Genomic DNA, 12,145 nt, shown 5'->3' with positions numbered 1-12,145 from the left:
GAAATACTAAAACGCAAAGCCACAATCTGTATTTCTTTTATTAAATTTGCATGCTTGATTATATTTGGTGAGAAATATCAAAGAATTAGTATGCTTAGGTATAATGAATCAAGTAAGGTTTTAATGAGGTCTGAGACCTTAAAATGATTTAATGGCAAAAAGAAAAGATAAAAATCGACATAGTTTTTGGAAACGGCTACACTTCAAGTACCGTTTGTCTATATTGAATGAGAACACACTTGAAGAAGTGTGGAAACTTCGTGTTTCGATGTTTTACGGTATTATGTTGTATTTGACGTCTTTTTTTATTTTGATGGTAATTGCCTCTGTGATAATAATATCAACACCTATTCGCAACTATTTACCCGGTTATTTAGATTCCGAGATTAGAGAACAGGCAATACGTGCAGCCATTCAGGTCGATTCGTTAGAACTCCAACAAAATTACCAGCTGGCATATCTGGAAAATATAAAAGATATTTTTGCCGGAAAAGTGCAGCCTGATTCCGAAAATAAAGTGGATACTGTTACAATCTCCGAAACCGACAAATCTTTACAAAGTACCGATAAAGAACGAAAATACAGGGAAGAGTATGAAGAGGCTGAAAAATACAACCTGTCAACTATTTCCACTTCCGATGCAACACCCACCGAAGGCGTTACTTTCTTTCGTCCGGTAAAAGGTATAATCACAGGGAAATTTAATCTTCCTTCGCGGAATTACGGAGTGAAGATTGTTACTGCCGGTGAAAGTGTGGTAGCAACTCTCGAAGGATCCGTTGTCTTTGCAGGCTATGCCGATAATGGGTATATACTTCAATTACAACATAAAAACGGATTTATATCTGTTTATAAAGGAGTCTCGATGATCTTGAAAAAAACAGGAGATAAAGTCAGAACCGGAGAAGCTATTGCTATGGTAGGCAATGGAAAAGACAATTCAGAAAAAACAACATTACAATTCGAACTTTGGTATAAGGGCAACCCTATCAATCCCGAATTATATATATCATTCTAAAAAATAGATGAAACGTAAACTCGCTATATTAGGATCAACAGGATCTATAGGCACACAGGCATTAGACGTGGTCAGAGAGCATTCCGATAAATTTGAGGTATATGCTATCACTGCAAATAATAGCTTGGATTTGCTGGTGAAACAAGCCCGTGAATTTCAGCCTGAGGTGGTCGTGATTGCTAATGAAGATAAATATGAAGCCCTTAAAGCAGCATTGGCTGATCTGCCTATTAAGGTTTGGGCAGGAATGGATTCTATTGTTCAGGTAGTTCAGAGCGAACCTATCGATATAGTGCTTACAGCTATGGTTGGTTATGCCGGATTGGCTCCAACTATCAGTGCAATTAAAGCTAAAAAGCCTATTGCATTGGCCAATAAAGAGACATTGGTAGTTGCGGGTGAATTAATCACAGAATTGGCATTAGAAAATAAAGTGCCTATATTACCGGTCGATTCGGAACATTCGGCTATCTTTCAATGTTTAAATGGCGAATGTAGTCCTATCGAGAAAATATTACTGACTGCTTCGGGTGGCCCTTTCCGTAAATTCAACAAAGATGAATTGCAAAAAGTGACTAAGCATCAGGCTCTAAAACATCCTAATTGGGATATGGGAGCTAAGATTACCATCGATTCGGCAACGTTAATGAATAAAGGCTTTGAAATGATCGAAGCTAAGTGGCTGTTTGGGCTTACTCCCGATCAAGTGGAGGTAGTTGTACATCCTCAGTCCATTATTCATTCGATGGTACAATTCGAAGATTCTTCTATTATAGCGCAGATGGGTTTACCCGATATGCGTTTACCGATTCAATATGCATTTGCCTATCCGAATCGTCTGAAATCTAATTTCGAACGACTGGATATATTTAAACTGGGTACTATGACTTTCGAAGAGCCTGATATGGATCGATTCCGTAATCTGGCCTTTGCTTTTGATGCAGCCAATAAAGGGGGAAATATGCCTTGCATCGTAAATGCTGCAAACGAAATAGTTGTAGAAGCCTTTCTAAAAGAAAAAATAGGCTTTCTCGAGATGAGCGACATTATAGAGAAAACCATGCAGAAAGCTTCATTTATTCAAAAGCCAACGTATGACGACTACGTGTTGTCGAATACCGAAGCTAGAGAAGTGGCCACTGCTTTTATTTAAGCTTAGGTCACTAACAAATCATAGTAAAGAGATCAACGATCTTAATTATTTATTTTCTAAAACAGACTAATGGAAACATTTTTCATAAAAGCGTTACAATTAATTTTAAGTTTATCAATATTGGTTATTGTCCACGAATTCGGACATTTCTTTTTTGCCCGTGTATTTAAAATTAAGGTCGAGAAATTTTACCTCTTTTTCGATATAGGTTTTTCTTTATTCAAGTTTAAACCTAAAAATAGTGATACAGAATATGGTATCGGTTGGTTACCTCTGGGGGGGTATGTGAAAATTGCCGGAATGATCGATGAGTCGATGGATAAAGAGCAAATGAAACAGCCCGAACAACCTTGGGAGTTTAGATCTAAACCGACATGGCAACGTCTATTGGTGATGATCGGAGGTGTTCTTTTCAATATAATTTTGGCAATATTTATCTACTCAATGATTCTCTTCTCATGGGGCGATTCTTATATCTCTTTTAAAGATGTAAGCCGTGGTATGGAGTTTAGTCAGGTTGCAAAAGATGCAGGCTTTCAGGATGGCGATAAAATTATAAGTGCTGATGGCAGAGAGTTAAAATATCACATGGATAAAACATTGGATATAAATACCCTGATGAAGTTTGCCAATGCTAAAGAAGTTGTTATTGAGCGAAACGGAGAGTTACAAACAGTAATTATGCCTTTGGATTTTGCCGATAAGATGATAGGCTCAAAAAAGATGGCTTATGAAATGAAAATTCCACCTGTTGTAGACAGTGTACTTGTGGGTAGTATCGCCCAAAAAAGCGGTTTAATCAAAGGAGACAGTATTATATCGGTTAATGGCAAAGCGGTAGAATCTTTCGCCGGAATTCGGAAAAATATAGGGGAGAATCTAAATTCAGAAGTCGCTATCAGCTATTACAGAGGCGATTCTCTATATAGTACTACTGCAATTGTAGATAGTTCGGGTGTCTTAGGATTTACTTCTATCCCATTGACAGCCATTTGTCAGTTGAGACATGATGATATTGGTTTCTTTGCTTCATTTCCAGCAGGAGTGAATCTGGCAAAAGAAACCTTACAAGGATATATTGCACAATTCAGATTTGTATTCACAAAAGAAGGTTTATCTAATCTTAGTGGGTTTGGTGGTATCGGAAGTATGTTCCCTGCTACTTGGGATTGGCAAGCATTTTGGTTTATGACTGCATTCTTATCTGTGATTTTGGCTGTGATGAATATCTTACCAATACCCATGTTGGACGGTGGGCATGTGATGTTCTTGCTTTACGAAATGATTACTCGCCGAAAACCGAATGAAAAATTCCAAGAGTATGCTCAGGTTGCAGGTATGGTATTTATTTTTGCTTTACTGATCTATGCAAATGGAAATGACCTTTTCAAAGCCATATTCAAGTAAGGTCTCTGGTCTTTTTTATTACTAGTACAATAGTTAGTTATAACTTTAAAATATAGCATTAAATGTTTTGCATTACTTAAAAGGTAAATACGGATAATGAAAGTTACAGATTTAATCGAAAATAATGGAAAAACCGCTTTCTCTTTTGAGATATTGCCCCCTTTGAAAGGTAATAGTATTCAGAAAGCGTACAACATAATAGACAAGCTGATCGAATTTGATCCCAAGTATATAAATATAACTACGCATCACAGCGAAAATATATACAAGGAAATGCCCGATGGAACAGTTACTAAGGTGAATGTAAGAAAACGCCCGGGTACTGTAGCAATTGCAGCTTCTATACAGAATAAATATAATATTACTGCTATTCCTCACATGATCTGTAAAGGATTTACGAAAGAAGAAACAGAATATGCTTTGATAGATTTAAATTTCTTGGGAATTCATAATCTTCTTCTTTTAAGAGGAGATGCTCATAAGCTTGAGTCGGATCAATTGGCAGGTAATATGAATCAGTATGCAACTGATTTGCAGGTGCAGGTCAATCAATTTAACGAAGGAATAACAGCCGATGGAGGAACTTTTGATCGATTCGAAACTCCATTTTCTTATGGAATGGCTTGTTACCCCGAGAAGCATGAAGAAGCTCCCAACTTAGAGTCGGATATTCATTACTTGAAAATGAAACAAGAGCAAGGTGCAGAATATTTTGTGACTCAAATGTTTTTTGATAACAGTAAATATTTTTCATTCGTAGAACGTTGTCGTGCCGAAGGTATTACTATACCGATTATTCCCGGAGTAAAGCCGATATATAAAACGAATCATCTGACTCTTTTACCCAGAACATTCAGGTCTGATATTCCCGAAGAGCTGGCTTCCGAATTGAGAAAATGTCAGTCGGATGCAGATGCAAAAGAAGTCGGAATAGAGTGGGGGATTAAACAATGTAAAGAATTGATTCAATACGGAGTCCCCAGTATTCATTTTTATGCTCTAATGGCTACCGAAAGTGTACGCCGCATAGCTAAAGAAGTGTATTGAGATCAGTTAAAAAAGCGGTGAATGTAGAGGGCGAATAAATATTCGCTCGAAAACTAAATAAAAGAAGATAAAGAATAGTGTTTTTTAAAGATATAATAGGGCAAGAAGACGTAAAAGAACAATTGATAAGTTCGGTAAAAAAAGGTATTATACCTCATGCCCGACTCTTTTGCGGACCGGAAGGGGTAGGTAAACTATCTCTTGCGATTTCTTATGCTCAATATCTGAACTGCCTTGACCCTCAGGATAGCGATTCGTGTGGAAAGTGCAGTTCTTGTCTTAAATATAAGAAACTGGCACACCCCGATCTTCATTTTGTTTTTCCGGTAATCAAGAAAGACAAAAAAGAGGTATGTGATGATTATATCAATGAGTGGAGGACATTTGTAGGCGAGCATCATTATTTCAGCTTAAGCCAGTGGTTAGCATATGTTGGAGCTGAGAATGCCCAGGGTATGATCTATGCAAAGGAAAGCGAAGAGATTATCCGAAAGCTGAGCCTTAAAATATACGAGGCAAAGTATAAAACGATGATCATCTGGCTACCTGAAAAAATGCACGAAGCATGTGCCAATAAGTTGTTGAAAATAATAGAAGAACCTTATGATAAAACGGTTTTCATATTGGTTTCTAATACTCCTGACCAGATAATAACAACCATACAATCGAGATGTCAGCGTGTCAATATACATAATATTGCAGAGGGTGCTATTGTAGAGGCTCTAAAATCAGAATATAATATAACACCCGAAGATGCAGTTACGGTAGCTCACATAGCCAATGGCAGCTATCTGAAAGCTATTGAAACCATTAGTTTAGATGAAGAACATAAGTTCTTTTTTAATCTTTTTGTTCAAATGATGCGATCCTCCTATGCCCGTAGTATCAAAGATATTAAGGCGATTGCAAATGAAATAGCAACAGTTGGAAGAGAACGTCAGAAGAATTTTTTAGTATATTGTCAAAGAATGATACGTGAGTACTTTGTAAGTAATCTCAAACATTCGGAAATGGTATATTTAAATCAAGAGGAGAACCGTTTTGGAAATCGTTTTGCTCCTTTTATCAACGAAAAAAATATAATAGACTTTACCGCCGAATTGGCTTTAGCCGAACGGCATATCGAACAGAATGTAAATGCAAAGATGGTCTTTTTTGACTTATGTCTGAAAATAACCATGCTTTTGAAAAGATAAGGTCGTAGACCTATTTATTGCTTTGGCAAGTATAAGTACAACTGATAGTTATAATTAAAAGATGTTGCATCAAATACTTACTTTTGCTTATATAAACCCACAAAGTCGAAAAAGGGGCTTTGTTTTATTTAAAACATTATGGAACTTAATTTAAATCCCAATAAACAGTACAAGCCGGTAAACGATTGTTTAGGCACATGCAAAACTCCGATCGGTTGCACATGCGGTAAAAAGAAACAAACCGTTGTAGTAAATGGAATGCAAGTGAAAGCTTGTGGTTGTGGCAAAAATCCAGGAGGAGCTTGTGGAGGAGCATTGAAAAAGGCTGAGGCCGAGGCTGCTTCCGGAGGTTCTCCAACAGATGCTAATGCACCGTCAGCCCCCACAGGAGGCAGTTGTTGTTCGTCCGGCGGTGGCGGTTGTTCATCAGGCGGTTGCTCTTCGGGTGGCTGTTCATCAGGTGGCGGAGGCTGCTGCAGTAGTACTAAAGGTACTCACAAGTTAGAAGTTTTTGATTGGCTTTATGATATGCCCGAGTCGCAATTAGAGACTCAGATGGTAGAGGTTCAATTCAAAAATACGCGAAAAGGCTACTATTTAAATAGTAACAATCTCGATTTGTATAAAGGAGATATTGTTGCAGTAGAAGCTACTCCCGGTCATGATATCGGAGAGGTTACCCTGACCGGAAAATTGGTTCTTCTGCAAATGAAGAAAAGCAATTACAGAGGTCAGCCAGGCGAACAAAAACGTATCTATAGAATTGCTAAACCTCTGGATATTGATAAATACAATGAAGCTAAAGCATTAGAACATAAAACGATGCTAAGGGCCCGTGAACTAGCCGAAAGTCAGAATCTGAATATGAAGATCAGTGATGTGGAATATCAAGGCGATGGAAACAAAGCAATATTCTATTATATTGCTGATGAACGTGTCGATTTTCGTCAGCTGATCAAGGTTTATGCAGAACAATTCCGTGTAAAAATTGAGATGAAGCAGATCGGAGCCCGTCAGGAAGCAGGAAGAGTAGGAGGTATCGGCCCTTGTGGAAGAGAACTCTGCTGTTCAAGCTCGATGTCGAATTTTGTTTCGGTATCTACCTCCGCAGCCCGTTTTCAGGATATATCTCTGAATCCTCAAAAACTTGCTGGTCAATGTGGAAAACTCAAATGCTGTCTTAATTACGAAGTGGATACTTACGTAGAAGCTCAGAAAAAGCTGCCTTCGCGTGAGATTGTTTTGGATACTAAGGACGGATCATTTTTCCACTTTAAGACAGATATACTTTCGGGTATGATGACTTATTCAACAGATAAGCACTTTGCAGCCAATTTGGTAACGGTCAATAAAGATCGTGTCTATGAGGTGATGAAGATGAATCGCAACGGCAATAAGCCTGTGAGAATAGATATCGAGAATGCCGAAGTGCAGGAGAAAGCCGGAGCTATGGATATTCTGGAAGATAACATTAATCGTTTCGATAATAATTCGAATAACAAGAACAGAAAGAAGAAAGTTGTCAAAGGCGGAGGACGTCCTCAGACCGAAGCTACTGCTCAAGCAACAACTACGGAGAAAGAACCTAAGAATGTTGCAGTAAGCAATGAAAATAAGGAATCTGCTCCTAATTCTCAACGTAATAAGAATCGAAACAATAATAACAGGTTTAGAAACAGACCTCGAAATAATGAGAATCGGAACAACCGAAATGACAATTCGCCTCAGAATGAAGCATAAATTTGTATACATAAGTATATTGATAATAGGATTTGTATGTCTCTCGTGTGAAAAACGAGAGGCATATTATCGTTTTAGCGAACTTCAAGAAGATGAGTGGAGTAAGTTAGATACAATTTACTTTGATATAGATTCTTTATCAGTCCTACCTAATGTCCCTTATGATGTAACAATTGAACTGGTGAATAACTCAGATTACCCATATCAGAATATCTGGTTATATATTCTGGATGATTTTGAATCTCAAAATTTCACATTAGAAGAAAAGCAATATGAACTGGCTGATAAACTGGGCAAATGGCATGGATCAGGTTTTGGTTCATTGTACCAGTTACCTTTGCTCTATAAAAAAGATGTTGTTTTTCCTGAGAAGCGAAATTACCAGTTAAAGGTCGTTCATGGCATGCGTGATGAACCTTTGCAGGGTATTGAGAAAATAGGCTTAAAGATAGAGAGTACACAGAACTAAGGTTCTCTCTTATTACAAACTAACACTTCTACCAACCATGAAACTGCTATTAGTTGAAGATGAATTGGATTTACAGGAATCAGTAGTCGAATATCTCCAATCGGAAGGTTTTTCTATTGAAACGGCTTCTAATTATCCGGATGGAGAAGATAAAATTTCAATGTACAATTACGATTGCCTTATAATTGATATTTCACTGCCCGGTGGTAGTGGTCTTGACTTGATCCGATTACTAAAAGAAAAAGATACCGAAGCAGGAGTCATTATTATTTCCGCAAAGGATTCCCTTGATGATAAATTAATAGGCTTAGATATAGGTGCGGACGACTATCTAACGAAACCCTTTCATCTTTCGGAACTGAATGCACGTATAAAATCAATAATAAGAAGACGGAGTTTTAAGGGTGGGAATGTGCTGGACTTTAATGAAATAAAAATTTCATTTGATAGTCGGAAAGTATTTGTTAACGATAAAGAAGTTACCCTAACCCGTAAAGAGTACGATTTACTTTTGTTTTTCATTACCAATAAGTCGAAAGTATTGGACAAAGAAGCAATAGCCGAACATTTGTGGGGTGATAATATGAGCCTTGTAGCCGACTCTTTTGATTTTATATATACGCACATCAAAAACCTTCGTAAGAAGCTCATTGATGCAGGTTGCAAAGATTATATCCATACAGCGTATGGTGTCGGTTATCAATTCGAAGATAAATGAAATGAGCCTATTTCATGTCATAAGACGTTATTTATTACTGACCTTACTTTTTATCATAGTATTGGGATGTGTATCTACATTTTTTATCTTCAATACATTTATACACCAATCTACCGATCAGATTCTTTATGAATATAAAGATCGGGTCGAAAACTATGTAAAGTTAAATGATACGCTAACGATTATAACATCATCGGTATTTCAGCCTAACCGCATAGAAGAGAGACTGATAAATAACTCAGATAATTATACCTTAGGTCTTAAAGATACTTTGTTATATAGCGAGGCGACAGGCGATTTTCAACCTTATCGTCAACTTTATTTTGTTGTAGAGTATAAGCAACAACAGCATCTTATTACCTTGAATCAGCCTACAATAGTGCTCGATGATTTATTATATATTATTGTCGGATTACTTATCCTAATATTTGTGTTGTTCGGTATATTTATCTATTTAATAGATTTTTACCTGAAAAGGAAGGCATGGTCCCCCTTCTATAATACGATGAATAAATTACAGGATTATGATTTGGGAATAGGAGAAGAGCTTAATCTCAATGATTCGGGTATTAAAGAGTTCGATGACCTCAATAATGTCTTAAACAAGATGGTTCGTAAAATAAACGCTGATTATGAAAATATGAAAAACTTTTCAGAAGATATTTCTCATGAGATGCAGACTCCATTGGCTATAGTTCAATCAAAATTAGAAATTTTGAAACAAAGAACATTTGATGATAAAGATGCTTCATTATCTCTCAATACTATATCAAAGGCCGTTTTACGTTTGTCAAAACTAAACAAATCACTTTTGTTATTAACGAAGATTCGTAATGATCAATTCCAGGATGTTGACGAAGTAAATATTTCCGTTATAATAAATAATTATATTGAAGGACTTGTTGAATTAATTGAAGCAAAAGAAATTGCGTTAACCTTAAATATCTCCGATTGTATTTTACGCATGGATGCTCATCTTGCAGAATTCTTAATATCCAATCTAATCAGTAATTCTATAAGGCATAACATAAATGGAGGATATATCAAGATTAGCTTAGATGCACAAAGGTTAACAATCGAAAACTCATGCGAGGTAATCGAAGGAAACTCTGCAAACTTATTCGAAAGAATGGTGAGTAACAGAAAAGAAAATTCTACTGGGCTAGGGATGAGTATTATAAAGTCGATATGTGATAAAAATGAATTTAAGATAGAATACTCTTATCTCGATAAGAATGTATTTCTTATAATTCTAAACTTTACTTGATCATATTATCAGAGAATAAAAAGCCTACAAAATTAATCTTTCCCTATAAATTCACCTTTGTGTCCGAATTTAAGTTCTACAGAGCTGGCTAATTCTATATTATACCCATATTTTTTCTTCTTTATCTTAATAATTGCTCGGCGTGGATAATTTTTTGAGATGTATTGAGATATGCCTATAGGTAATAAGTCAATTATAGATTTAGGCATAGGTGTGTATTCTCCTTTTATTTTAATCCAGTTGCCATTGCTGTCAAACTCAATTTCATGTCCGCTTCGTAGGTCTGCTTCAAAACCATCATTGTCAGATTTTGATTTTACAATTTCATTCTTCGGAAAGTGGCGATTTATAAATTGTATTGCATTAGGAGGTAGTTCCCCTTTTTTATTACCAGCTTCGGAAATATTCGGAAAACAAACAAATATGAGTAGTATATATATGATATATTTCATAAAAGGGATAATGTTCTATTGACTGTAAAAATACATAATAATTGTGATATGAAAAGCCTGTTCTCTATTTCGCTTTTAATGAGACGAAAAGAGGTAGCCGCGTAGGGTACCTCTTTTCTTTATTATGTATGAAGCAATATTAGTAATCAACCTTTAAAATATCGCCATTGTGATTGAATTTTAATTCGGCATCTCGTCGTCCATTATCTAATTCGATTTTATAGCCGTAATCTTTTCTTTTTATTTCAGTAATTCTCCAATCCTTAAAATTCTGTCTGATGTAAGAATTAGTCTTCTTCGGGAGTAACTTTTGAATAGATTGAGGTAAAGACCCATATTCTTTAGTCTTGATTTGTTTCCAGTGGGCATAATAATCCAGCTCGACTTTAATATTGTTATCTAATTGTATATCATATCCATGCTTATCTCTTTTTATATGATATACTTTATTCTTCTTAAAATGATTTTTAAGAAAAGATTTGCCCTCTGATGGTAACTCCGAAATTGAAATTTGTTTGTACCGATGCCTTGCTTCAGCAGGTATCGAGAATGTTAGAAAGGTAATAAGTAGGATAGATAGAATATGCAACTTTTTCATGACACTTCAGTTTTAATATTAGTATGTTGTAAATTATACGACAAACGTAAATATCAAATCTAAAGATATTCTGAAGTTGATAAATTGTGGGATTATACTTTATTTGTAATCATTTTAATAAGACCTTCAATCCAATAGGGTTCGAAATTTAAACAAGGAACAAAAGTAAACTCTTCTCCTCCGGCTTTCATAAAGTTACCTTTAGCAACTATACCTATGTCATAAAGAGTTTCGAGGTTATCAGCCGGGAATCCGGGTGTGATAGCAATAACTTTTTTTACACCATTGACAGGAAGTTGTTTCATTGTCTCATTCAAATCGGGTTTCAGCCATTTAGGTCCAATTGCAGATGAATATACAATGCGATTTTTCTTAGGATCAATATCTAATTCCTTACTGACTAATCTTACGGTTTCTTTTATCTGATATACATAATCGAAATCTTTCCCTTTTTTCCAACCCAGTTCTACATGACTTAGAGGCAGACTGTGAAAGCTAAATACAAGTCTGTCATATTCCTTTTTGACATAAGGTTTAAGGCTTTCTGCTAAAGCATGTATATAGTTGGGGTCGCTGTAATATGGTTCTATGATTTTTAGCCTGAATGAATAAGGCTTTTTGTAAAAATGATCGGCGATAGCATCTACAACTGTTTTATATGACGATTGGGCATACTGGGGGAAGAGAGGTACAACCACTACTTCGTGTAATGTTGCGCATTTAGATTTTAGTTTTTTTAGAGCATCAGGAATAGAAGGTAATCCATAACGCATAGCTACCTCTACGGGCATGTGTGTAGCATCTTCTATTTTTCGAGCCAGTTGCATTGTATTATATAGCAAGGGCGATTCGGCTTGATTATCATCCCAAATGAGAGAATAATGTGATGCAGAATTGGAAGCTCTTAGTGGAGCTATAATTTTAGTAGCAAGAGTTGGTCTTATCCAATCGGGTACTGTCATGACCAGCGGATCGGATAACATGGCTCCTATAAAGAATTTTACATCTTCTTTGCTTTTCGTTTTGGGACTTCCTGTATTTACAATAAGAATGCCTCTCATGTGATATGATTACTATTAA

Annotated in this window: 12 protein-coding genes; 9 read left to right on the top strand and 3 right to left on the bottom strand. The window is 36.1% G+C overall.

Translation table 11 applies throughout. The annotated features are described in order from the left end of the window. Positions 1-151: 151 nt before the first annotated feature. The 9 genes from G7051_RS02435 to G7051_RS02395 all read left to right on the top strand — a co-directional run bounded on the left by G7051_RS02435 (position 152) and on the right by G7051_RS02395 (position 10,015). Positions 152-1,018 (top strand): murein hydrolase activator EnvC, encoded by an 867-nt coding sequence (locus G7051_RS02435; RefSeq protein ID WP_166198260.1) that lies wholly within the window; start codon positions 152-154, stop codon positions 1,016-1,018. Positions 1,019-1,025: 7 nt separating this feature from the next. Next, on the top strand, positions 1,026-2,171 hold the full coding sequence (locus tag G7051_RS02430; RefSeq protein ID WP_166198258.1) for a 1-deoxy-D-xylulose-5-phosphate reductoisomerase: 1,146 nt from the start codon (positions 1,026-1,028) through the stop codon (positions 2,169-2,171). 69 nt (positions 2,172-2,240) lie between these two features. Next, complete coding sequence (gene rseP, locus G7051_RS02425; protein ID WP_166198256.1) at positions 2,241-3,578, top strand: RIP metalloprotease RseP; 1,338 nt, start codon at positions 2,241-2,243, stop codon at positions 3,576-3,578. A gap of 96 nt (positions 3,579-3,674) precedes the next feature. Then, positions 3,675-4,625, top strand: coding sequence for a methylenetetrahydrofolate reductase (locus G7051_RS02420; protein WP_166198254.1), 951 nt, complete (start codon positions 3,675-3,677; stop codon positions 4,623-4,625). Positions 4,626-4,702: 77 nt separating this feature from the next. Continuing rightward, on the top strand, positions 4,703-5,821 hold the full coding sequence (locus G7051_RS02415) for a DNA polymerase III subunit delta' (protein ID WP_166198252.1): 1,119 nt from the start codon (positions 4,703-4,705) through the stop codon (positions 5,819-5,821). Positions 5,822-5,959: 138 nt separating this feature from the next. Then, positions 5,960-7,561: a regulatory iron-sulfur-containing complex subunit RicT gene (locus G7051_RS02410; protein WP_166198250.1), complete on the top strand. Its 1,602-nt coding sequence runs from the start codon at positions 5,960-5,962 to the stop codon at positions 7,559-7,561. Further along, positions 7,551-8,030 carry a gliding motility lipoprotein GldH gene (locus G7051_RS02405; protein WP_166198248.1) on the top strand — a complete coding sequence of 160 codons (480 nt, stop codon included), beginning with the start codon at positions 7,551-7,553 and terminating at the stop codon, positions 8,028-8,030. Before G7051_RS02410 ends, G7051_RS02405 begins: the two co-directional genes overlap by 11 nt. Positions 8,031-8,067: 37 nt before the next feature. Next, entirely contained in the window at positions 8,068-8,748 is a 681-nt protein-coding gene (locus tag G7051_RS02400) for a response regulator transcription factor (protein WP_166198246.1), read from the top strand. After that, complete coding sequence (locus G7051_RS02395; RefSeq protein WP_166198244.1) at positions 8,684-10,015, top strand: HAMP domain-containing sensor histidine kinase; 1,332 nt, start codon at positions 8,684-8,686, stop codon at positions 10,013-10,015. The genes G7051_RS02400 and G7051_RS02395 overlap by 65 nt, the downstream gene beginning before the upstream one ends. Before the next feature lie 32 nt (positions 10,016-10,047). On the opposite strand, the gene G7051_RS02390 is transcribed toward G7051_RS02395, so the two are convergent. The 3 genes from G7051_RS02390 to hemH form a co-directional block, all read right to left on the bottom strand. Then, on the bottom strand, positions 10,048-10,467 hold the full coding sequence (locus G7051_RS02390; protein ID WP_166198242.1) for a PepSY-like domain-containing protein: 420 nt from the start codon (positions 10,465-10,467) through the stop codon (positions 10,048-10,050). A 139-nt stretch (positions 10,468-10,606) separates the two neighbouring features. After that, on the bottom strand, positions 10,607-11,065 hold the full coding sequence (locus tag G7051_RS02385; RefSeq protein WP_166198240.1) for a PepSY-like domain-containing protein: 459 nt from the start codon (positions 11,063-11,065) through the stop codon (positions 10,607-10,609). 92 nt (positions 11,066-11,157) lie between these two features. Next, complete coding sequence (hemH, locus tag G7051_RS02380) at positions 11,158-12,126, bottom strand: ferrochelatase (protein WP_166198239.1); 969 nt, start codon at positions 12,124-12,126, stop codon at positions 11,158-11,160. Positions 12,127-12,145: the final 19 nt, after the last annotated feature.

The sequence above is a fragment of the Dysgonomonas sp. HDW5B genome (assembly GCF_011299335.1).
GTDB lineage: Bacteria > Bacteroidota > Bacteroidia > Bacteroidales > Dysgonomonadaceae > Dysgonomonas_A.
Note: the sequence above shows the minus strand (reverse complement) of the source record. Positions and strands in the feature narration are given on the sequence as shown.

Excerpts from the sequence above, each read along its gene's own strand:
- G7051_RS02420 (WP_166198254.1), top strand. The coding sequence starts at position 3,675 with ATGAAAGTTACAGATTTAATCGAAAATAATGGAAAAACCGCTTTCTCT.
- rseP (WP_166198256.1), top strand. The coding sequence starts at position 2,241 with ATGGAAACATTTTTCATAAAAGCGTTACAATTAATTTTAAGTTTATCA.
- G7051_RS02430 (WP_166198258.1), top strand. The coding sequence starts at position 1,026 with ATGAAACGTAAACTCGCTATATTAGGATCAACAGGATCTATAGGCACA.
- G7051_RS02405 (WP_166198248.1), top strand. The coding sequence starts at position 7,551 with ATGAAGCATAAATTTGTATACATAAGTATATTGATAATAGGATTTGTA.
- hemH (WP_166198239.1), bottom strand. The coding sequence starts at position 12,126 with ATGAGAGGCATTCTTATTGTAAATACAGGAAGTCCCAAAACGAAAAGC.
- G7051_RS02400 (WP_166198246.1), top strand. The coding sequence starts at position 8,068 with ATGAAACTGCTATTAGTTGAAGATGAATTGGATTTACAGGAATCAGTA.
- G7051_RS02385 (WP_166198240.1), bottom strand. The coding sequence starts at position 11,065 with ATGAAAAAGTTGCATATTCTATCTATCCTACTTATTACCTTTCTAACA.
- G7051_RS02410 (WP_166198250.1), top strand. The coding sequence starts at position 5,960 with ATGGAACTTAATTTAAATCCCAATAAACAGTACAAGCCGGTAAACGAT.
- G7051_RS02435 (WP_166198260.1), top strand. The coding sequence starts at position 152 with ATGGCAAAAAGAAAAGATAAAAATCGACATAGTTTTTGGAAACGGCTA.
- G7051_RS02390 (WP_166198242.1), bottom strand. The coding sequence starts at position 10,467 with ATGAAATATATCATATATATACTACTCATATTTGTTTGTTTTCCGAAT.
- G7051_RS02395 (WP_166198244.1), top strand. The coding sequence starts at position 8,684 with ATGCAGGTTGCAAAGATTATATCCATACAGCGTATGGTGTCGGTTATC.